The sequence below is a fragment of the Nostoc sp. ChiQUE02 genome, from assembly GCF_034531305.2.
Lineage (GTDB): Bacteria > Cyanobacteriota > Cyanobacteriia > Cyanobacteriales > Nostocaceae > Nostoc.
The window spans coordinates 12764-36742 of sequence record NZ_JAVRBN020000046.1; the positions used below are offsets into that span (position 1 = coordinate 12764).

At 40.5% G+C, this 23979-nt stretch carries 16 protein-coding genes and 1 pseudogene; all 17 read right to left on the reverse strand.

What is annotated here, in order from left to right:
- Positions 1 to 10 precede the first annotated feature (10 nt).
- The gene (locus RM347_RS29645) at positions 11 to 1804 is read right to left on the reverse strand and encodes a serine/threonine-protein kinase (protein WP_322715976.1); all 1794 of its coding nucleotides are present in this window, start codon (positions 1802 to 1804) and stop codon (positions 11 to 13) included.
- Positions 1805 to 2220: 416 nt separating this feature from the next.
- Positions 2221 to 2715, reverse strand: a complete 495-nt coding sequence (locus RM347_RS29650) for a hypothetical protein (RefSeq protein WP_322715977.1) — start codon at positions 2713 to 2715, stop codon at positions 2221 to 2223.
- A gap of 415 nt (positions 2716 to 3130) precedes the next feature.
- Positions 3131 to 4324, reverse strand: a complete 1194-nt coding sequence (locus tag RM347_RS29655; RefSeq protein WP_322715978.1) for a biotin synthase BioB — start codon at positions 4322 to 4324, stop codon at positions 3131 to 3133.
- A gap of 114 nt (positions 4325 to 4438) precedes the next feature.
- Positions 4439 to 5464: a methyltransferase gene (locus tag RM347_RS29660; protein ID WP_322715979.1), complete on the reverse strand. Its 1026-nt coding sequence runs from the start codon at positions 5462 to 5464 to the stop codon at positions 4439 to 4441.
- Positions 5465 to 5561: 97 nt separating this feature from the next.
- On the reverse strand, positions 5562 to 5999 hold the full coding sequence (locus RM347_RS29665; RefSeq protein ID WP_322715980.1) for a hypothetical protein: 438 nt from the start codon (positions 5997 to 5999) through the stop codon (positions 5562 to 5564).
- A gap of 172 nt (positions 6000 to 6171) precedes the next feature.
- Positions 6172 to 6654, reverse strand: a complete 483-nt coding sequence (locus RM347_RS29670; protein WP_322715981.1) for a TerB family tellurite resistance protein — start codon at positions 6652 to 6654, stop codon at positions 6172 to 6174.
- An 87-nt stretch (positions 6655 to 6741) separates the two neighbouring features.
- Positions 6742 to 9846: a thioester reductase domain-containing protein gene (locus tag RM347_RS29675; RefSeq protein WP_322715982.1), complete on the reverse strand. Its 3105-nt coding sequence runs from the start codon at positions 9844 to 9846 to the stop codon at positions 6742 to 6744.
- Positions 9847 to 10511: 665 nt separating this feature from the next.
- Positions 10512 to 12065, reverse strand: coding sequence for a YcjF family protein (locus RM347_RS29680; protein ID WP_322715983.1), 1554 nt, complete (start codon positions 12063 to 12065; stop codon positions 10512 to 10514).
- A 343-nt stretch (positions 12066 to 12408) separates the two neighbouring features.
- A complete protein-coding gene (locus RM347_RS29685; protein ID WP_322715999.1) occupies positions 12409 to 15360 on the reverse strand; it encodes an NHLP bacteriocin export ABC transporter permease/ATPase subunit in 2952 nt (983 codons plus the stop codon).
- 90 nt (positions 15361 to 15450) lie between these two features.
- Positions 15451 to 17733, reverse strand: a pseudogene (locus RM347_RS29690) (NHLP family bacteriocin export ABC transporter peptidase/permease/ATPase subunit); the annotation flags it as partial.
- A 238-nt stretch (positions 17734 to 17971) separates the two neighbouring features.
- The gene (locus RM347_RS29695) at positions 17972 to 19411 is read right to left on the reverse strand and encodes an NHLP bacteriocin system secretion protein (protein ID WP_322715984.1); all 1440 of its coding nucleotides are present in this window, start codon (positions 19409 to 19411) and stop codon (positions 17972 to 17974) included.
- A 527-nt stretch (positions 19412 to 19938) separates the two neighbouring features.
- Positions 19939 to 20187, reverse strand: coding sequence for a hypothetical protein (locus RM347_RS29700; protein WP_322715985.1), 249 nt, complete (start codon positions 20185 to 20187; stop codon positions 19939 to 19941).
- A 510-nt stretch (positions 20188 to 20697) separates the two neighbouring features.
- Positions 20698 to 20970, reverse strand: coding sequence for a hypothetical protein (locus tag RM347_RS29705; RefSeq protein ID WP_322715986.1), 273 nt, complete (start codon positions 20968 to 20970; stop codon positions 20698 to 20700).
- 58 nt (positions 20971 to 21028) lie between these two features.
- Positions 21029 to 21298, reverse strand: a complete 270-nt coding sequence (locus RM347_RS29710; RefSeq protein WP_322715987.1) for a hypothetical protein — start codon at positions 21296 to 21298, stop codon at positions 21029 to 21031.
- 58 nt (positions 21299 to 21356) lie between these two features.
- Complete coding sequence (locus RM347_RS29715; protein ID WP_428850633.1) at positions 21357 to 21626, reverse strand: hypothetical protein; 270 nt, start codon at positions 21624 to 21626, stop codon at positions 21357 to 21359.
- A gap of 580 nt (positions 21627 to 22206) precedes the next feature.
- Positions 22207 to 22494 carry a hypothetical protein gene (locus RM347_RS29720; protein WP_322715989.1) on the reverse strand — a complete coding sequence of 96 codons (288 nt, stop codon included), beginning with the start codon at positions 22492 to 22494 and terminating at the stop codon, positions 22207 to 22209.
- Between the two features lie 679 nt (positions 22495 to 23173).
- A complete protein-coding gene (locus RM347_RS29725) occupies positions 23174 to 23362 on the reverse strand; it encodes a bacteriocin (RefSeq protein ID WP_322715990.1) in 189 nt (62 codons plus the stop codon).
- Positions 23363 to 23979 lie beyond the last annotated feature (617 nt).

Here is a 23979-nt window from a genome sequence, read left to right on the forward strand (position 1 = left end):
ATTGCTGTGACTATCGAATATTCACCTCTTGCAGGTAATTTACTCCCTGAAGATATTCAATCCTAGTCGCTGAGTTTTTAGAGACAAATGAATTTGTTCTTTTTGCAGAAGCTACCCTTTGATTGTCAGCCAGCAGACGTTGCTTTTGAGTATACTCATTCAATTTGACTTGAGCTTGAGCATAAACTAGAGTATCTTCAGGAATATTTCTGAGAAATTTTACAGCCCGCTCAAAATCACCAATAGATGCTTTCTTATAGGCTTTCTGTAAAAAATAGGCTGCTCTAATTTGGCGCTTTCGATTGTACTCAGCTAACTTTTCTTGAACTAAAGCACCTGCATGACTTTCTGGAGGAATTTGACGCAGATATTTTAATGCACCAGAAAAATCTTTTATCTCGGCACTTTCGTAAGCTTTTGCTAATAAATCTTGTGTCTGTGCTTCAATATTTACGGATGCTTGCTGAACTAGTATATCTGTTTTAGATTGCCAATATAAAATATTTGGAACTTCAGCAGCAGCATGAAGAACATCTGACCATCTGCTCTCATAAAAAGCTACTTGTGCTATTTGGTATTGCTGTGCAGCTACTTGCCATTGCTGTTGCCATTCTTCGATTGTTGCTTGCGCTTCTGGATAAACATTGCTGTGGGAGGGAATTGATTTAACGAGTGCGATCGCTTCTTGTAAATCCCCAGCTTGATATTCTTTTTTTGCTTGATATAAAGTATCTGTCTCTGAGTATGCAGGTGCAGTATTAACTAAAGAATATACACCAAATCCCATCAACAAAGAGTTAGCTGCTAGTCCTACTTTCATCCCTGTGAATAACGGTGATGATTTTCCAGATGCAGGATTTTGAGAATTCTCATCTTCAATCGCTGTTTCTAGAGGAAATTGATCATCTGCTTCTAATATTTGTGATGGTTGAGTTTCCCAGACCATTTGTTTGAGTATCCGCAGTACCTCACCCACAGACTGAAAGCGGTCTTGGTAATTGTAGCGGATCATTTGGCTGAGAATAGCAGCTAGATAATCGTTAACTGGCGTATTTTGAGAACGCCAAAAAATTTCATTAGTAGAAGGATCGGCTTTTAATTGTAGTGGTTCTAACCCAGTTAAAGCCTGGATAGCAATCATACCCAAAGCATAAATATCACTATTGGGCTGTGTTTGTCCAATAAATTGTTCTGGCGGTATGTACCCCAATGAAGTGACAGGAATTCTATAAATGGGAAATTCCGCACCTATGCCAAAATCGATAGACTGGATTGAGCCAAAATCAATCAGAACTAATTTGCGTAGGGCTTTGCCCTTGCCAGAGGCATCGCTACTACGTCTAATCAAGTTTTCCGGTTTGATATCGCAATGGATCACGCCTTGAGAGTGAACAAATTCCAAAATGCCTAATACATCTATCAAGAATTCTACAACTTCCCTTTCACTCCACAGACACCCCCATTGTCGATCAATAGGCAATTCCGCAGTCAGCGTATGTCCTTCAATCCACTCTTGGACTAAATAAAACTGGTCGTTTTCTTCAAAGCAGGCGATAAATTCAGGAATTTGGTCATGGCTTCCTAGAAGTTTCAGGGTTTCAGTTTCAGTCAGAAACAGTAACCTTAGCATCTCCAAGTAGCCGGATTCGGAACTGTTAACCTTAATCTGCTTAATAACGCATTTGGGATTCTCTGGATAATCTACGTCTACAGCTATGTATGTTTGTCCAAACACACCTGCACCCAGGCTTTGGACAATTTGGTAACGCCCTTGTAGTAATTTACCGATTATGTGGTGGGTCATGACCTGGTTACTCAGTAAGTCCTTTTATTTAGTTTTTCTGACGTTTTCTCCTGCTTCCGGAATGCTTTAGAAATAAATCAATAGAGTTTTGATACCTTAAATGCAAGTTTATTTTTTTAAGTATTTTTGCGTAAAAAAAGATAATTTTTTATTAAAGCCATTTAGTAACCTGCTTGAAGATTATGCCAATGAGCCAGTTAAATAGCGAGAAAATGACTATTAAAAATATGATTTCACCCAGTATAATTAGTATATCCATCGTTTTGGGTAGAAGTATCAAAAAAAAGGCGGTTATATCCTCGAATTATTGAAGAAGTCGAGGATATGGTAGCCCGAAAGAATTAATAAAACGGACTACTAACCGAGAAAAATACAATCAACTTACTGAATTTATCTCTTGTAAGATAAGTGTTGATTTAGTAAGGTAAACCTTTGGGATACAGGACTGCTAGACGTTTTTCACGGAGTTTAACTGTCTCAAAATAGATTTCTTCAATCTTTTTCAACTCGTCTTCAGAAATATTGAGTGCCTTTGCTCCTTTGAGTACTACCGCCCGTTCTTTTTCGCTATATTCGCCGTCAGCAGCACAAGCTTGTATTGCATCAAGAAGTAGGGAACGGCGTGTTTCAATAATTAAAGGATCTCCACTAAATAGTGTCTCTAAATCTTCATCAGCCTTGTAAACTTTGAGTTTTTCGATAATTGCAGGGTCGCGGTTGTAGGCAGAGGCATATCCAATCACCCAATCTCTTTCTGCATCTGCTAATGTGCCATCGCCATTAGCACAAACAAGCAACGATTTAAAGTAAGCTTCATAAGATTGGTTTAATGGAATCTGTGAAAAACCAAACTGTTCTTGGAACAACCACGAAATGCCTAAATCTTCTTGCTTTTTGATATTTGTCGTCATTGCTGTTTCCTAAAATTACTTAATTTTGTAATTTCCAAATTTAATTATCACATAAAAAACTAATAGTTAAATATGAAAAATTATTATTTATCGTATTATTTCAATATTCAAAAATGCATTCAAATATAATAGCCTTTAAAGTTAAAAAGCTACTTTTGACGATAAATAAATGCTAATTTCTTGAGAGAGATACAATTTAATTCACTGTTTCAATTTATTGCTTAGATTCAATCACCTAATTAGTGCAATGAATCAATTTAAAAACTTTTATTCTTCTGGGTGAAAGGTTTTATTTACTACTGGCTTAATCCAAAAAGTGACAGAACAGGGCTAATTTTGCTGCTAAGAATTGCTGCGCTTGATCGGGAGACTTGAACCACCGCATTGAATTTTCCCTCAGTTGCGTAAGTCCTGTTTAAGCAGTGGGAAGCTCTAATTTTTGAGAGAGCAAAAAACTTTGGCTAGGCACATTAGGTAATAAAGTTGGCTCGATACCAGCTTTTTCCATGATATCTAAAGCATATTCGTATTTGACTTTGTACCGTTTTTGTTTACTGTAAATAGCATACTGGTCTTGATAGTTGGGAGGGGTAAAATTCACGGTGATCGTATTTGCCCCTGCTTGCAGTCCTTTTAACTGACCATCTTGTCCTAATAAAACATTAAGAGCACTTACACTAGGTATCATAACTTTTGGCATCATAATTCTGGCTAAAGCTATCCAATTTAAAGTCATACTAGCGTTGCCCGGACTCATTTGAGCTAGTGGAGTACCTTTACCAGGTACAAAAGGAGATGCACTACACATATGAATTTTCTTCTTCATGGCAAGTAGAAGGTCATTCGCCAGCATCTTTGGAGTTTGTTCAATTTCGATTTTCCCATTGGCATTTACTGCTTTTAAACCGACAATTGTTCCGCTTCCCACCTCATACCCTAAACTTAACAAATCATCGATTCTATCTAGGCGATCGGATAAGAGGTATCCTCTAGCTTGTTTGTGTAAATTCCAATTGCTCGTTTCAAATTTAATAATGTATTGATTTGCGCCAGCTTCTTTGAGTATTGTGTAATCTTCTTTAGGTTTATCGCCAAGATTTAGAAGGATGATGACGTTATTCTCAAAAAGTTGTCTAATTTTAGGTATGGCTCTAGATACGGTTTTAGTCGTTGCTTTAATTTCACCTGCTTGAATGAATACAATGGGAATTTTTGCTTCTTTGATTTCTATGGCGGTTTCTAATATTTTTTCGCTAGAAAAATTGTAACGATCTCCTAATTCTTCATTTTCAATTCTCATTGGACAATAATTACAACTCCTTTCGCAAGCATTAGTAATCTCAATCACACCTCTTAAATTTCCTTTATTTGCCAAATACTTATGACGCACATATCTTGCTATTTCAAAAAGTAATTGCTGCTCGTTGTCTTCAAAATGAAGTATCTCTTGGAAGAGTGATTGCAAAAATTGTCTGTACTCCTGTGATTCTGTTGATTCCTTTTCTAGATATGGACTTTCAGTAATAGCATCAATTTTGATGGCTGCTAAAAGCCGCTCTTTTTCCTGTTCTGAAATGTCTAGTAAAGTTTCAATCAAATTTTGCTTCATCTTATTTACCTTAAAGCTATGAGTGTTGTGCTAAAAAATGATTTATCAAGCCTCTTGGTGGCGGGAACGGAGACTTAGTTTTCCTGTTGTCTCTTGCCCGTTACGTGTTCCGTTTCATAGGCGAATAGCCTCAATCATGCTGATTGGAGGTGCTACTGGATAAATTTTTGTCAATGAGAAACCTGCTGTTTCTAATAGGACTTGATACTCAGCTTCAGTCCGTTCACGGCCGCCATAATTCACGAGCATCTGCAAGTCGAGGAGTTTGCCAAAGAATGGTTCGTTGCCTTGAGGTATAACCATTTCGACTAGCAGCAATCTGCCGTTAGGCTGCATTGCTTGGGAGCAATTTTTCAGGATTGCGATCGCTCTTTCATCATCCCAATCGTGAACAATATACCGTAGCAAGTAAGCATCTCCACCTGTGGGTACTGATTCAAAGAAGTTCCCACCGACTAGTTGACAACGATCTTGTAGTCCCAGGTTTTCAATCACAGGTTTGGCGTCTGCAACTACATGGGGTAAATCAAATAAAATCCCCTGCATTGTCAAATTCGCTTTGAGAATCGAGGCCATCAAAGTACCATTTCCACCTCCAACCTCAACTAAGTTGTGGATGGATGAGAAATCATAACCAGATGCGATCGCTGCATCTTGTTCGCCAGAAATACTACTTATAGCTTGAGTGTATATTTTAGAAGCAGAAGGGTCAGTAGCTAAGTAATCAAATCTCTCCATCCCGAAGATATTTTTGAATACAGGTTTTCCAGTTTTGATACTTTCAAGTAGATGTCCCCAAGGTTGCCATTCCCAGGCTTGACCAGACTTGATAGCATAACCACGTAGGGAATCGGTGCGTTCGCCTTTGGCGTTGGCGCAGCCATCGCTTCGCAAACTTTCGGCAACAGGTGTCAACTCAAAGTAGCCTGAATTACCTTCAGCAAATATACCAACACTGGCAAGGGCGCGTAGTAGTCTGTAGAGCGATCGCGCATCTACACCAGTTGTTGTTGCTAATTCATCGTAACTTTTAGAACCATCCTTGAGTAAATCGGCAATACCAAGTTGAGCAACTACATAAATACCTTGCGTAATCCAAGCACCAGCGATCATTTGCTTTAATGTTTGTGTAGTTTGCATCTCGTCTTTTTTTGTCGAATGTTGTAATTGAGTTTGAAACATAAAAACGTTATGTAAAGAAGTAGTTTTTCATAGAATCAAGAATTTTGGTTGTTTGCTACTCACACTTTTCGTATAGTTTCACTATCTCTAATTCTGGTGGTAGTGGAAAGCAAAATTTTTGATGATAATGGGAAAATTTAATTGAGAAAAGGCATAAAGGTTTATTTCGATAAAAAGCGGTTAAATAAAACACTCGAATCTCAAAATTTTCTTCTTCACCTTCTTCTGATATAGAAAAATTGCCAGGAAAAATCTCGTCAAAGTAAATTTCAAACTGTCTTGCTGTTGCCAAAAAATGCTTGCCGATTGTTTTAGCAGCATTATCATAAGCTGGATTGGGAATAGATTTTCTATAGCGACTTTCGTCAAATCCCGCTTGTAAAAGAAATTCAAAAAAATTATCGAATAACTTGTATTCTTCGCTGTCATTAAAATCTTCCCAACCTTTTCTTAAACTCTCATGGAGTTTTGGGTATATCTTCAAAGCTAGCAATTTTACTCCTAATTCAACCTACAAAAAAACTGTTGTTAATCATCAAAGAAAAAGGGCATTGCTAAATTCAGGTATGAAAGCCATTTTGTGTAGTTTTAAAACCTTTATGCAGACACGCTGTTGAAAGCGTGTCTGCACCAATATTCATACCCTAATCAGCAACGCCAGATTATTAGTAGGGGCTTTTCTCAGGATATAAGAGGTTAAGGCGCTTTTGACGTAGTGCGGATTCTTCTTTATGTAGCTGTTCTAACTGGTCTACTATTTCTTCTTTTATCCCTAAAATAGTAGCCATTTTCCGAATTTTTGCCTTTTCCTTTTCATGATATTCTCCATCGGCAGCAGAAACCCAAATTGCAGACAGAAGTATATCTCTTTGCGCCATAGATACTTGAGGAGAGCGAGCAATTACTTCTTCTAGAACTTCATCTGCTTCATAAGTTTTTAGCTCTTCAATCACCCAGTCTGCTACTCCCCAAGATGCACAGAATCCAAGCGCCCAATCCTTTTCTTCTGGTGAGAGAACTCCATCTGCTTTAGCGCAAGTTAAAACAGATTTCATATAAATGCTGCTATCTTCGTTTGTAGGAGTCTGGTTAAAACCAAAAAACCAATTCATAATCCAGGATGCACCAAGTTTTTTAATGTCAGACATGAATTTTACTCTTTGTATACTTATTTGCAATGAGCTTGTTTGAGCGTGATTTTTGAATCCTATTTAAAATTGCTTGATTGATAACAGTCAAGCCAATTTATTAGAGGGTGGGGACACGCCAAGCCAACCACTACGAAGAAAATAGTAAAAATAGGTATTGAGTAATTGAGTATTCACTGGAGGACACATAATTGAACTTCCTGCAAGAGCATCTTGTGTTACTAAACAACTAATTTTTGGCTCAGTTGATTGCTGATACTGCTTGTGATAAAAAGGCAACAGATGATACAAAGGATTTTCCTGAGAGCGGACAGAATTATTTAGTTTTATTTGCCAATCTTTATAAGCAATATACTCAATCTGATAGCCAAGAGAACGGATAAAATCAGTTAGTTCTCGCCAAGAAATAGGTTGAGGATTATTTAAGTTAAAAGCTTTACCAAGAGAATCTTTTTGTTTTGATAAATACACAATACTTTGGCTGAGGTAATCCACAGGGGCTAAATCCAAGGTGTCAGTGATGTCTGTCATGCTCCCCATTTGTATACAGCCTTTGATGGTGCGGCAAATCACATCATCTTTATACCAAGCGCCTGTTTGACTATGCCCAGAAATAAATGGTGGTCTATAAATTGAAACTGGAATTCCTCTGGCACTCGCTAACATCACTAACTTTTCTGCCACCCATTTACTTTGGGAGTAAGCAAGTTTCATTCCCTCACTATGAGCGAGTCGATCGGATTCAGTTACGACTTTTCCTGCATAAGCTGATGACTCAAAAACCGCGATCGTAGAAATGTAATGTACCGATTTGGTTTTTATACAACTCGCTAATCTCAAGATTTCTTGAGTTCCTAAAACATTGGTTGGCTTTAATGCTGAATAGGGATAAACATAATTAATCCAAGCAGCATTGTGATAAATTACATCGATGATGCTGCTCATTTTTTGAAAATTTTGTGATGATAAACCTAACAGTGGTTGAGATAAATAACCCAACACAGGAATAATTCTATCAGCAAAATCATCATGCCAAATCCCGTATAATTCTAAGTTATTTTGAAGCCTTATCTTCCCTGATTCAGCATCAATAGAACGTACTAAGCAATAAACATTTGCCTGGGTTTTTAACAGCAGTTCTTGCAGTAAAAAAGCTCCTAGAAAGCCCGTAGCTCCAGTTAATAAAATAGCAGCAGGTTCAGTTACAAATGACTCAGATGGATATTCAGGAAAGATAGTAGAGTCCAAAACCACCTCTGAATTTAAATCTGTTGCTAACTCAGACGATAAATTTTTGGCGAAAATTGTGTTTTTCGCTGTTAGTTGCTGAAGCAACAAATTTACCAATTGGTTGATATTGGAGTTACCCAGAAACATTTCTATGGGTATGTCTACCCCTAATTCAGTATCAATACGATTCTTCAAATCGATATTCATGAGAGAATCAAGCCTCAGTTCATGCAAAGGCTTCTCTATATCCAGATTTGGATAAGTATTGATGCCTAAAACTTTGACAAATTGCTCTCGAATGTAAGTAATTAATAGTTCTTGACGCTGACCTAAAGAACCATCATCTAACTGTTGTAGAAACTCCAATCTTTGCTGCAATGGCTGCTCATCAGAGGATGCTTCTTTGATATTTGTCAATTCTTGTTGTGCCAATATACGGCGCAAAATTTTCCCAGAAGGTGATTTAGGAATTTTGTCCACAAATTCAAGTCTGCGGATCGTTTTATGCGGTGCAACTTGTCCAGCGACAAACTCCATAATTTGCTCTGGGGTAGCTGCGGCTTTTAGTACGACAAAAGCTTTAGGAACTTCCCCACTACTGGGATGAGGACTCTTGACTACACAAGCATCAGCAACAGCAGGATGGCTCAACAAGACTGCTTCTAGTTCGGCTGGTGCTATGGAGTAGCCATTACACTTAATCAATTCTTTGATGCGATTGACTATGTAAAAGTAGCCGTCTTCGTCAATATAGACAATATCGCCGGTGTGATACCAACCATCTCGATCGATTGTGTTGGCAGTTGCGTCGGGATTATTCAAATAGCCTTTCATGATCTGCGGCCCGCGTACCCACAACTCTCCTGGTTGATTAACACCTAATGGTTGTTGGGTATCGACATCTATAATTTGACATTCCACATGAGGGAGACATTGACCGACTGAACCAGGCTTGATTTTGTGACGTTCATCTGGAGTGTAAGTAGTCACAAAGGTCTCTGAAGTTCCATAGGCTTGCTTGACAACGCAATTAGCAAGACGCTGTTCGCACTCTTCGATCAATTGATGGCTGAGTGGTGCTGCCCCAGAAGTCAGCACCCGCAAGCTCGAAAGATCGTATTTATCTACTAGTGGCTGCTTTGCTAATGCCAGCAAAATTGGCGGAACGATGTGGATACGGGTAATTTTGTGCTTTTCAATCAGGCTCAGAAAGACCTCTAAATCGAAGCGTGGCATCGTCACAACAGTAGCACCGCAAGCCAAGCTGTAATTCAGCATGACCATGCCGTAGGCGTGAAAAAAAGGTAAAACTCCGATGACTGCATCAGCCTCGCTGACTGGTTCGCAGCTTTGGAACTGGTGAAAGTTAGACACAAATGTATGGTGGGTGTGCATCACACCTTTAGGCATACCAGTAGTGCCGCTAGAGTAGAGCAAGGCTACTAAATCTTCTTGTAGATTTATCTGTACTTTTGGTATTTCTCCTTCACCTTCTAAAAGCACAGAAAATGAGGTAGCCCCAGATGCTTCGCCAAACACAAATATTTCTTCTACCTTTGAGCGACCAACGGCTTCTAGTGCTTGTGCTACAAGGTCTGGGATGGTGATAAGGTATTTTGCACCAGCATCATTAAGTTGATATGCCAGTTCTTCTGCCGTATAGGATGGGTTGACTGTAGTGATGATCCCACCTAAAGTTGCCACGGCATGAAAAGCGATCGCATATTCGGGAAGGTTAGGGCTGTAAATAGCCAAAACATCACTCTTGGAGAAGCCACGTACCGCCAAACCAAAAGCTACTTTATGGATTGACTCCGTTAGTTGTTTATATGTTATTATGGTGTTACTTATCCCTTCAATGAGGGCTGGTTTATCCGCTAACTCTATTGCTCGTTGCAATACAAATTCTGTCAGTGGCTGTTTAGGGATAGGAATGTCAGGGTATGGACTACCAAAAATCATTAGAATTTATTTTTTGAGCAGATATTTATAGGACAAAACTTTTCATACCTAATTGCAGCAAGCGGAACTAACAAAGACTTGCTTAAGCCTTCCAGATGCTTGCTGCGACTTGTAAGTAGACTTTAGTTTGCTAGTTGTTGTGGTTGTCATTGTTTAAGCTCTCCAAATTGATTGGAATGCATAACACCACAATTTATTTTTCTTAACGTCTCACACTTTTAATAAGAATGCAATGGACAGTTAAGACAGTTAAGACAGTTAAGACAGTTAACAAGTTTAATAAGAAATTCAAATAAAGTTATAAACTTTTATAAGTTTTACTTAACAAACCCTCAATAATTTGTGAAAAATAATCTTACCTAAACAACTTGGGAAAAGAAAAATCTGATGATGTGTTATGTGCTATGGCGGTTCTCGCTTGAGTGAGATACAAGAACCCCTCCCCCAACCCCCTCCCCGCAAGCGATGAGGGGAATATGATATACCTTGTATGATTAGGAAACGCTATATCTCCATCTTTTGGCTAAATTACAACAGCCAAAAAATGACCCTAATACACTTTAAACATCTGTTTTAAAGAGTTGCTGTTTGATCGATTATTCTTTTACCTTGACTTTTGCCTGCCTAATCACAGGAAGCACATTTGTTTTTGAATTTTGAATTGTTTAACTATTGATTTCTTCATCATGTTCAATTACTTCAGTTTTATCTTGTAACGGCTTCACCACTCGCGCGATCGCTTCTTGAATAAAAGCCTTGATAAATTCATCTCTGCGATTAATTTGAAACTGTCGCTGTACAACTTCCGTCATTCCACCATCACCCCAATCTTGGTCATGACGAAAATATTCAATAAAACTTTTACCAGCAATTCGCGTTAAATAAGCTGCTGTCACGCCTTGAATTGCTCTACCAATAATAAAGGTGGCAACATTGAGTTGCAAAGCTGTAGATAATAATTGAATTGCTCCTTTAACAATGCCTAAACTGGCGATGGTTTTGGCTAAAGAAAGGGCTAACTCTCGTCCCCGTTCCATGTTCAATTCACAGCCGTAGACTCTGCCAATTTCCACAACCATTTGAGCGTTGACAGCAGCTGTCGCCAATAAATCTACGACTGGTATAGGCGTGACTGATACCACACCAGCACCAATCCACTGAAACCGTTCTACGATTTTGTCAGCTTGACGGCGACGCTGGCCATCGATGAGTTTTCGCGCTTCATCTCCCAATCGCAGAGATTGCAAAAGAATGTTATCCGCCACCAAATCTTCACCTTCGGCGCGTAAAACAGCAGCCGTGCGCCGCAGTAAAGGGACGATATCGGGTTCCGGCTGGTAAGTTTCGCCAGTTTCTAGTTGTGCAGATTGGGGATTAGCAGCGATCGCCACCACATCATTAGTAGCAATAAATCCCCGTACCCGTTGACGCAACCGAGCGAGGATGGATTCTTTATCTTCATCTGTATATAAATCAGTTTTGTTGAGAACTAGGAGCGATCGCTTCCCAATTTCTGCCAACCCCCGCAACGGCTCATATTCTGAACGCCGTAAATCATTATCTACTACAAACAACAGTAAATCTGCTTCTGTTGCCAGTTCTCGCGCCATTTGTTCGCGTTCTGTTCCCGCCACACCTGCTTCTAAGATCCCTGGCGTATCTGTAATTAAAATCTTGCGTTCTAATCCCTTCAACCGCAGACAATAGGTTTCTCCAACCTGGGTTGTACCCATCGGTGCATCTACTTGACCGACCATGCGTCCCATAATCGCATTAACTAGGGAAGTTTTACCAGCACTCCCCGTACCAAATACCACTACTTGAATTTCACCCCGTGCTAAGTTCGCTTCAATCTCCCGCGATCGACTTAATAAAGCTTGGCGTGTGACTTCATCTTGAATTTGCGCTACCTGTTGCCGCACAGCCTGGAGAGTTGTAGAAGCAGCGTCAGATTTGCCAGCCGGAATTTGTGCCGCAGTCACTCGCTTCGGATTGCGACGCGATCGCTTTTCCCCAGATTGAATCACCAGTACATAATAAACGAAAGCGGCAACCAAGGCTCCAATGAGGACAATCAGCAGCAACAGCAGCAAATTGCCTAGCAACGGCGAATAGGACAATTGCCAGTAGAGGCGTGACAGGGAATCAATTAGCCATAGGGCTAGCCCCAAAATGACGATCAGACCAACAATCAGCGTTACTATGCGTGACAGAGGCATGGCTGGGAAAAATTAGTGAGTATTCAGTAGGCAGATGCTTCTAATCTTAATAGTTTCAGCATTTTTTACCAGAGTAGGGGACTTGCAAAGAATAAATTACTGAAAAAAATTACGAGAACAAGCTTAAATAGTAGCGAAGTTAATTTAGTTACTATCTTCCCAATCAATACGCTTGGGTTAAGAAAAATAGTAGGTTGGGTTGAGCAACAGCGAAACCCAACAAAGCCTTGATAATGTTGGGTTACCCTGCGGGAAGCCCCTTTGGGTCTACGTTCCTCAACCCAACCTACGCCAGTTTTAGTTTTTAGCCTTAACCCAAGCGTATTGTCTTCCCAATACATAGTTAAAGCAACTGTTGCATCATGAGTTGTGCAAATAGCCCTGATTGATTTCCTAGTTCAACAAAACTACCCTGCTGCACTACTTTGCCATTTGCAAGTACGTAAATTCGGTCAGCATTTTGAATAGTACTGAGGCGATGAGCGATCGCAACCCTAGTTACCTTAAGCTGTTGTAAACTTTCACTGACAATTGCCTGGGTTCTGTTATCTAAAGCGCTAGTCGCCTCATCGAATAGCAAAATCCGGGGTTTCAACACCAACGCCCTAGCAATCAACAGCCGTTGTCGTTGTCCACCAGAAAGATTACTACCTCCCTCACTGACGATTGTATGCATCTGCATCGGCATTGCTGCAACATCATCTGCAAAACCTGCCATCTGGGCTGCTTCCCAAGCTTCGTCCATCGTCACCAAGGCACCACTGGCAATATTCTCGAAAATAGAGGCCGACATCAACCGACTATTTTGCAATACCACACCCAATTGACGGCGTACAGCATGGATATCCAAAGAAGTTAAGTCTTGCCCGTCATAGTAAATCGTGCCAGATTTCGGGAATTCAAACCCCAAAAGTAACCTCAATAAAGTTGATTTACCGCTCCCAGAAGGGCCGACAATAGCAATAAATTCTCCTGGTTCAGCACGAATGTTGACATCATCTAACGTCAAGGGGCCATCATCGCGATAGCGGAAAGTTATCCGGTCTACAACTAATTTGCCCGATAACCTACCCGGATCTGCTTGAGCAGAACTAGTTTCCGGTTCAGCTTCCAAAATAGGTTGGGCCCGTTGCCACAAGGGTAAAACTTGCAAAACTTCCACAACTGTACTGCTTAAACTAGTGGCTCCGTTAATAAAGGTGCCAAAAGCAACGTTGAATGCTAAGAAAGTGCCAGTGGATAAACCACCTCCTCCAGGAGTTTGGGACTGCCCAATTAAACTAGTAGCAAACCAGAAGAGGGCAGCAGTGGTTAACACTGGTAATACTTGATTGATTACGGCGAGGCTGTCTTCAATGCCTTGGGTACTCAGCATTAATTTCAGTTGATGCGTATACTGTTTACCCCAGTAAGCAAAGGCGCGGGTTTCAGCTTTGGCGACTCGAAGTTTGGTAACTCCATTAATTAACTGCACCATCACGCCAAAGATTTGTCCTTGTAGCTCTAGTAATGGGCGAACTTTACGGACAATAAGAGTACCAGAGATGATAGTGATGGCAATATTTACCAGTGCTACTGCACAAGCTATGAGAGCTAAGGAAACATTGTAGTAAAACAATAGTCCCAGATTCAGGAGGGAGAACAAACTGGAGAAGATTGTTTTTAAGACTGTGTTACCCAGTCGCTGGCGAATTTGAGTAATAGCCGTGACTCTAGAATCCAAGTCACCAACTGAGAAAGAGCGAAAAAAGGAAACCTTCAAGTTTAGCAATCGATCCCACACTGCGGCTTGGGTGGAAGAATCGGCAAAAGTTTCCAGCCTAATCGTGGCAAACCCAAGGGCTAGTTGAAACAGCGTTCCGCCAAAGGCAGCAGCCACCAAACCAACAGCAATTTGGCTCAACAAGCCTCGATTAGCATCTGGGATCGCTTTGTCGATTAGGATAGCCGTAGCTTGAGGTGTCAGCATTCCTAACAAACTGATGGTAATTCCCATTACTAAAACTATAATTAGTTCTTTGTAATGTCCTTGGAGAGCAAACTGAAGTAAATCAAAAGTTTTCAGCTTTTTATCAGGTAAAGGTCGATAGAATGCGTAGGCAGTCTTAGCTAAGGCTGCTGCTATGTTGGCATCGACAGAGATAGGCGTTCGTTCCCCAGGAACGTAGAGTTTGTAACGTGTATCAGACACTGGTAATAGTGCCACTGGCAGTTTATCGGCAAGCGTAAATGCCAACATCGGCCCGCAATCCTTTTGCCACCAGTTGTCCCGCAACTGAATTCGTCGCAAGCGGATACGCGAAGCACGAGCGATCGCTTCTACAGGATCTTGCACTCGATTAGAATCTTCTGAGGCAGCTGGCGGACTAATCTTAATTCCTAATGCTCGTCCTACAGCACCAGCAGCAATTAGTAAGGCTTGGTTTGGGTCAGTTGCATCAAGATTACTACTGAATCCTAAACTATTATTTAGCCTGTCTGACTTTGGCTGTGGCAATACAGATGCTAATTCTGCTAACGTCTCTTGCATTACTTGGCTCTCAAGACGTTCTCTGGCTTGAAATCTCAGTAATTCTGCATCCATCTCCTGGCGTTGCAGCAGATTAATGCAGTGCAGAAAGTACGTTTGTAGTTGGGACAAACCACCTAACAAGGAATCGATATCTTCTATGTCTGCGGTGTTAACACTTTTCAACTCCACAGTGTTATCTGCTTGTAACCACATATTGTCAGCCAAAGGCAACATTCTAGAGGCAGAAGTTAACGGCAGTTCCTCAAACCCCATCCATCTAGCGCGCCCTTGGAGAATTTGCACCCATGATATTTGATGCGGCTGGAAGATTTGGTCTTTGACTAAGGAGAACTGGCGGGTTTTTGGCAGCGATGTTGGTGTCGTTGGCGTAGTGATACCAGCAAGTACCGAACCTAATTGGTAAATCCAGCGTTCTATCAGAGTTACTACTTCTTTATTAGCGTCAGCAAACAACTGGTTAAAGTCTGCTCTGGATACTTTGAGAATTTCTGTCTCCTCAAGTGACACTGCTAAAACCTCTTGCTGCTTGCCCTCTAAACTTGGTGCGATCGCAAACATCGCCTGTCCGGCTGTGCTACTAAATAAATAGCGACGAGTGCCTTCGGGAATGCCATCATTAACTGCGATCGCAAATAGCGCCAAGTAACCAGATTTCACTAGCCAAATTGTCTCCGGATCGTCTAACAGTAGCGATTCATTGCATTGAAAACGATAGTGTTGTCCTTTGAGATTTGCAAAGGATAAGAGGGATGAGGGAGACACGGGGGACAAGGAAGTAATTTCTTCCCCTGCCTCCCCTGCTCCTCTGCTCCCCTGCTCCCCTGCTCCCTGCTCCCCTGCCTCTTCTGTTTCCTCACTGCGAATTAATTGTAAATACGTCCCTTCAAATTGCTGCAATTCTGCATGGCTTCCCCGTTGGACTATCTTGCCGCGATCGAGGACAATAATTTCATCACAATCTCGGATAGTCGAGAGTCGATGCGCCACTATGATGCAAGTGCAACCGCGCAACCGCAGATTACGACTGACGTTCTTTTCTGTTTCGGCATCCAAAGCGCTGGTGGCTTCATCCATGATCAGGATACTGGGATTATTCACCAAAGCACGGGCAATTTCTAACCGTTGTCGCTGACCACCACTTAAATTGGTAGCACCTTCCAAAAGATCAGCATGATAGCCTCCAGGTAGTGAAAGGATTACATCGTGAAGCGCTGCGTCTTGACAAGCTCGGACAAGATGACTGTCAGGTATAGTAGTATCCCAAAGCGTCAAGTTGTCTCTGACGCTGCCAGCAAATAACAAAATCTCTTGCTCTACGACAGAAATAGAATTGGCTAATACCTGGCGAGAAATTTGCTCTCTGGGTTTGCCGTCAAATCGAATTTCTCCCTGCCACGGTTCGTAAAGTCCACATAAAAGTTTGGCAATGGTAGACTTACCAGAACCACTCCCACCCACCAAGGCAACTCGCTGCCCTGGCTTGAGCAAAAGACTAAAATTTTGAATCAACGGCGGGGCAATTTGGCTATAGCCAAATGTCACATTGCGTAATTCAACATACCCCTGTAATTTAGGCAAGGGGGCAGAGGGACAGAGGGGCAGAGGGGAAAGATTGCAATTGTCCTCTTTCTCCCCTGCTCCTCTGCTCCTCTGCTCCCTTGCTCCCCTGCCCCCCTGCTCCTCTGCCTCCCTGCCCCCCTGCTCCAACTGCCGATCAATGGGATTACGTAAGACATCATCAAGGCGAGTCAGATTACCTTCCATCTCTTGGAGTTCGCTTCCCAGGCTGATGAGATTACTTACTGGGGCGAAAAACCTTTGCATCATGCCGAGAAAGGCTATTAACATGCCGATGCTCAAGGCTCCATCCATGACTCGCAAACCGCCTACAGCTAAAAGCAGCATGGAAGCGATCGCTGACAGAAAAGATGGTAAAACACCTATAGTCTGGTTTGTTTCCTCTAATTCCTGCTGGGTGTTGATGGCTTTGGCATAGTGACCCGCCCAGCGGGAGAAGAAATCTGACTCTAATCCAGATGCTTTTAGCGTCTCCATACTCTGAAGACCAGAAATTTCTACGCCGCGAACTTTTCCCTCTTCTTGGATGAGTTTGATATTGGCATCTACGCGCCGTCCTCTCACCCACTGCAAAGCGGCAAGGTTGATAATGACAAAAGCGATCGCAATTAAAGTTAGTACAACATCATATTGCAACATCACTACTACATATAGAAATACTGATGCTACTGCAATTACTGTAGTCGCTAATTCACCCGAAAGCATGTCGGCGATGCTGTCGTTGAGTTGCATCCGGCTACTGATTTCCCCAGCATACCGCTGATCATAAAAACTGATGGGTAGGCGTAAAATGTGCCACAGATACCGACTCTTCATACCCACGGACAACTTAATTTTCATTTGACGCAAAAACTGCAACTGTAGCAGCGTCAAAAATCCACTGAGTCCGGCTGTGAAGATCATGCCTAAAATTAGCGGACGTAACCACTCATACCGATGCTCAATCAATACGTTGTCTACAAATACCTGGGAGAATGCAGGTAGCGCCAGTCCAGGAATTACTAACAAAAATCCTGCCAGCACGCAGTAAAGTAATGCGCCAATGGAGCCTCGCAACCGTGACCACAAAGCTAAGATTGTGCTAGGCTTGCGTCCTCCGCGTTGAAATTCTGAACCAGGCTCTAGAACTAGCACCACACCCGTGTAAGCGCCGCTAAATTCTTCTAAGGAGACGATGCGCCGTCCAGTAGCAGGATCGTTGAGATAAACTCGCTGTTTGCCGATTCCCTCTACTACTAAAAAATGGTTAAAGTTCCAAAATACAATGTAGGGAAATTTTAACTGCAACAAGCCAGATAAGTTGGTTTTAAAGCTTTTAGCGGTGAGTCGATAATTTCTGGCAGCCTTCAAGATATTTAAGGCACTAACTCCATCCCGCGAGACACCGCACGCTTGCCTCAGTTCTGTCAGTGGGACAATGCGATTGTAATAACCGAGAATAATTCCCAAAGCAGCAGCGCCGCATTCTACTACCTCCATTTGCAGCAGGGTAGGAGTATGACACCGCTTGTTTTTACGCAAGCGCCCTAATATATTTTGCAGATTTCGCCAGAACATAAAAATATTTTTTAAAACTTGGACTTTGGCTTAATTTATTGATATGAAAGTTACTTTTGGTTGGCGCGTAGGCGTAGCCCGCCGTAGGCATCGCGTTGAATGAAGTCTAAATCTTTTTGCTTTCAAATAGGCGTTATCTGAGAGACGCGATTCATCGCGTCTGTACAAGAGGTAGGAGGCATAAGTATAGATTCTTCATTTTTAATTTTTAATTGATTTGTCTCCCTCATCCCCAATATCACGAAATGCCACTCCAGGATCTCAGAATCGGCAGAACAAAAGTAATCGGGGCGCGTTCTTCCACAGTAACTTGTACTGAGGTGGTAGTTCCAGAAGTGACTTTCGTCTGTGGCCCTTGGGAAGAAGACCATTTGTAATCGCTGAAGGTCGAATTGTCTGGTTGCAGTCGCGCAGTAATTAGGATCTGTGGCCCTTGTGACATCAAAGCTTCTACGAATTCGGAATTGCCTACTATACTTAATGCACCTTCTTTAGTCACGGGAAAGGCTGAGACATCTGTGACAGCACCGATGATGCCACCAAAGCGTTCGCGTTGGACTGTACTAGGTGTAACTTGTAACTTCATCCCTGGTTGAATTTGCTTGCCATCGCCAACGGGAAAAAATGCCACACTCACAGGTTGAGCCGATCGCTGTTGTGCGGCGATCGCTCCTATGGGTGTACCCTGTAAAACAACCTGTCCCGGACTTGCCGAGATTTCTAAAATTCGTCCAGAGTAACTGCTCTTGACTAAGCTGTTGCTCGATACTTGTAGTGCTAATTGAACAATATTCCGCTGGACTTCCTGAATTTCTTTTTTGCGGGTAGTTACAGTTTCTAAGTCTTGTTGCGCCGCGGTCGCTTCTTTGCTATCTAGTTGTTTTAATTGCGCTTGTAAATCTTTAATTGAGTTCAAATTTTCTAGGTATTGTCGTTGGGCATCTGCTTCCTTGACATCCAGTTGCTTGAGTTGCGATTCGGCTTCATTAATTTGGGTCACAGCATTTAAGTAGTCTTGCTGTGACTGTAGGACTGTATCGCCAGAAATTGCTCCCTCCTGCAATAGCTGCTGGCGGTTGGTCAATCTCTGTTTGAAGGTAGGTAAGAGATCCCGCAGTGCTTGTAAGCTTTGGGTTTGGTTGGCGCGATCGCGTTGAATCGAATTTAGCCCTTTTTCTCTTAAAATCGGGGTGAGTTTCTGTATTGCTTGGAGGTTTTGCTGCAAAGATTGGCGTTGCTGTTTAATCGCTTCTTTGTCTGCGTTTTGCCGTTGTCCTTGCACTAAGCTAGCAGCGCTATCTTCTGTTTGTAGTTGCCCTAACTTAGAGCGGACTAGTTGTAGCTGTTTCATCAGTTCGCTTTGGTCTAGCGTCGCCAGCACATCTCCTCTATTTACATAGTCGCCAACCCGGACGTTGATTGTTCGTAATTTACCTGCGATCGGTGACTGGAATGAGGTAATTGTACTGGGATAGACTATTATTCCAGTACCCGTCACCGTAATTGGGATTCGACCTAAAAAACTCCAAGTCAGCCCCGTTGCCACCAACGAACCAACAGCAACTAGAGGTAGCCACTTTTTCGGGCTGACTACCTGCATAATTTGATCTAGTTCTTCCGGCGAAGAAGCACGCTCTAAAGCTTCTTTGCGGAACAGGTCGCTTTTTTGATTAATCACCAAACACCGTCCCAATCTCTATGGGAATGAAAACAAAAAACAGTTTTGAGTGAGCACAATACTTCTGCTGCAATCACTGGGAGTTGCAGCCTAAATATAAAATAGGCAAGACAATTGCTTGCTTATTTGACAGTATTAATGCTCAAAAATAGAAGTTAATCTATCATATCATCTTATAATAAGTCGGGAAATTATAAATTAAAGATTTTTAAAATTTTGATTTTTTTAGACATGATTTTAATTCTCAACGAAGAAACTTTTGCTTATAACTTCAGGAGAAATCCAGGCAACTTTTTAGAGCATTTAAAAAAGGGTGTAAAGGTTTAGGGAAAATACTTTTACTTAAACGTAAATAATCAATCCCTTGTACACCTTTACACCCTAGTATAAAACAGAGCTTACAGAACTCGTGAAAAGTCTACTTAGCCTCAGCGTCGCTTTCTATCATTTGTCCTTTGTTCAGATGTCAGATGTTAACTGACATCTAAACACTGAATTAATGATAGTCTTAACGAAAAATGTGTAATTTATAACAGATCACCAAGAAGGTTGCTAAGACTAAGACCAAGACCAAGATCAAGATCAAAATCAATATTTAGCTTTATCAAAGCACCATAGCCTTTTGATGGGTGATATTCTGGTTGCTCAGGTTTTGGTGGTTTCGGCCATTTTATTGGTGGTTTCGAAGAACCTCCTCCTACGAGGGCAACCATTTTTTCGTCATCCAACTCTGTAATAACTGCAAGCTCTTCTTGTTCAAGAGTGATGTTAGACATAATAAATCCTTCCGTCTACAAAACGAGTATGGTCTAGCGAAATTCTTTCAGTCACTTAACCAAAAATTACAGTAACTTCCGTTAAAGTAACGATTCTGTAATTTTCATACGAAAACATTGACGGGTAGGTAAGAAGTAAGGGATAATAATGGCTGGTCGCTTACCTTTGACCTTTCATGTTATCTGGCTTACACCCGCCAATGTTCGTGTAACGTTGTTGTAAGTTGTGATGCCAGAAATAGTCAGACCACTATGTTATAAGATGTCTGTACACTTATTCGTAAGGGTCATCTGTAGTCCTTTGTCAGTTGTTCGTAGCAATTGGCAAAGGACTACTGCTTTATAAATGACTTAACGAAATAATATGTAACTTGCATACTTACTACCTTAGTGTTGTTTTGATTTGTAGTGGTGATACAAATCATGATGGAGAAATTTTTGGCAATACAAACTGTTAAAGTGACTTTTGTTGAGGTGATAACTCAAGGCAGAGTGTACTAGAGAGATAACCTAGTAACCACCCCAAGTTTTCACATTGTTTTTGCTGTTATTAATCTCGTTATATGAACTTTGAGAAACAACAGCCTTTCCGCCACCAGTTGCAAGTGCGTTACCAACTTGAACGGTTGTTATTACGTTTCCACCTTTGACTTTGACATCAACGTTAGTCCTGCTCTTGAAAGCTAGACTTTCGTAGGTTCCTCCAACAATTTCACTGATTTCTTCATCAGCTAATTCGGTCATAACTACGAGTGTTTGTTGTTCAAGTGTTACAACTGACATAAAATTTCCTTCCTTTGCTGAGGTTATAACTCAAGGTAGAGCGTACTGGAGAGATAACCTAGTAACCACCCCAAGTTTTCACATTATTTTTGCTATTATTAATCTCGCTATATGAGCTTTGCTTAACAACAGCATCTCCACCACCAGTTGCATATGCGTTACCAACTTGAATGGTTGATATTACGTTTTTACCTTCGGCTTCAGACTTGATGTTAGTCTCGGGCTTGAAAATTGATTTGTATCCTCCTCCAACAATTCCACTGATTTCTTCATCAGCTAATTCGGTCATAACTGCGAGTGTTTGTTGTTCAAGTGTTACAACTGACATAAAATTTCCTTCCTTTGTTAATGTGATAAGTCAAGGCAGAGCGTACTAGAGAGATAACTTAGTAATAGTTATAAATTCTCACTTTGTTTTTGCTGTTATTAATCTCGCTATATGAGCTTTGATCAACAACAGCATCTCCACCACCAGTTGCATATGCGTTACCAGCTTGAATGGTTGATATTACGTTTTTACCTTCGGCTTCAGACTTGATCTTAGTCTCGGGCTTGAAAACTGATTTGTATCCTCCTCCAACAATTCCACTGATTTCTTCATCAGCTAATTCGGTCATAACTACGAGTGTTTGTTGTTCAAGTGTTACAACTGACATAAAATTTCCTTCCTTGTAAAAAATGGTTTTGGAATAGTGAAATCTTTCTTTTGCTCAACCAAATAATTGCAAATAACAAAAATCATTAGATTCATGCGTATCTACCGATTTTTATTATTAGCTTTATCGTTAAAACGTACTAATACAATGTATTTAACGACGTTTTTTATTGGTTGTTGCTTTGTAATTTCACTATGTTTAAATCATACAGCTTTTTGAAAAAATGGTTTATAAAGAAATCATAAAGTTAGAAAAAGTTTTTGTAAAGCTTAGATTTTAAATGAGTATAAAATATTGGCATATTTCAAATCAAGAAAGGTAGGAAAAGTAGGAAGTTTAGGAATAGCAAAATGGTTATGTAAACTCTTTAGATATTAAAAATAGGTGTGTAAAGTAGATGGTATATCTACAAATAAAGTTTTTTAAAAGTTACTATAAGTATTACAGGCTCTACATTTCAGGCAACGTCAACATGCTAAGTTTTCCATAAAAAATAATATCCCCAACTTCTTGGAAAGTTGGGGATACGTATTTTCAATTAGATACACAACCGTGAGTTAAACTTGAGTTGGCGTGAATGCTAAATAGGTGAAGTCTCTTGTGATTCTATTGTTGTCGTTACTCCATTTAAAATTGTAGTTTTTTGTGTTCTGCGTTTTCTTATTTTATTCTTCACATCCACAATTTCTTGAGTAGAGTCTACAACGCTAGACTTAGTTCCATCAGTTGAAATCGCAGTTATCTCTGAAATATTTGACGAAGAAACAACTCCTCCCACTATTCCCTTTAATTCACCATCTATCAGTTCCTCGATAGTAACTTTTTGATTACAGATGGATTTGAAACTCACTTGATTGACATTAGCCATAATTTTCTCCAAAAATATGCAGACAATTTGTATCTGTGATGTATTTACCAATAACAGGTTGTTTAATAGCTTGTCAACAGTTAATACAAAAGATATTACCTTTATCAATTAACCCACTTTTACCACTTTTTTAGTTTCCAGCTTTATAACTTTTTCTACTTGTATTACTAACGTTTTTATGATGTAAAAGTTTAAAACTACGATTTTTTATAAAAGAGCATTGTCGCCTAGTCTTTACCATTGGATAAAAGTAAATTATCAATAAAAGCTGTAAAGATATTCGTTCGTTGCTTGCCAAACTACTGCTCTTTGGTACGGCACTGAACCACTTAAATCTCAAATCTTCAATCTCAATTCAAACCTTAGACTTCTGGCACAAATAGGTTCTTTGTGAACGCAGAAGTGACATGAAAAAATTCAGAAGTCAGAACATTCTGACTTCTGGCTACAGTACCAAGTAATGAGGAGTGTATAATTGGGGTTATACTAGGTATTGGTTGAGCGACAACGAAGATGAATTTGTAGCATTCTCTTCGATCAACAAACTTTCATAAAAATTACAACCTCTTCAGGCTAATATTTTTATGCTAGCTCTGGTTGAAGTTCACTTCATATGTTAGTAACCATACTTGCTACACTTCAATTTGTTGAGTTCAGCAAACCAATTACGCTAGAAAGGCTATAGGAGAAAATCTAAAATCGTGAATAGACCGAATTTGATAGCTTCGAGCGCTGGTGGTGGTACTATTCCTGAAAGTAGTGATCCGACTACTCCTCCTCCCACTACTGCTTCTAATTCTTCCTCATTAATTTCCTCAAAAATAGCTTCTTGATTGGTGAGTTGTGTCAAACCATTAACGTTAGCCATAATTTTCTCCAGAAAGTACGTAGGCGTTTGTGCCTTTGATGTACTCATAAATAGCAATTTATCTAAAAGCTTGTCAACAGTTTATACAAAAGATCCTACTTTTCCTACTTAACGCACTTTTCCTACTTTTCCTACTTTTTAAATCCCACTTTTTTTACTTTTTTTCTAACGTTTTAACTATGTCTAATCCCTGAGGAAAACGTACAAATTTCCTCCCTAAGGGGGATGTTTTATATCAAATCCTGCTTGTATATTTGATAGATTTTGAGCTTTTGTGTAAGACAGTAAATCTATAGACAAAATTCTGTACAAGTCACTTGCATAAAGCATATAAAAATAAATATAGCTTATACCAAAAGGCTGATTTCTAAATTTTTGATCAGCAATTTAGTATTGTTTGGCAGCTACAAAGCACTACAATATGTAACTTTTGCCGATCGCTCAGACGATCACGTTATCTGTTTGGACAGGCCAGGCGAAATCCTTGAAAAATTCGCTGATGACAACACCCTCATATATAACCAGTGGAGGAATTATGTAAGTTGCTAAATCATCCCGCTTTCTCTGCAAAGCAAAATATTGCAACAATGTCAGAATACATCTGTGTAAATCCATAA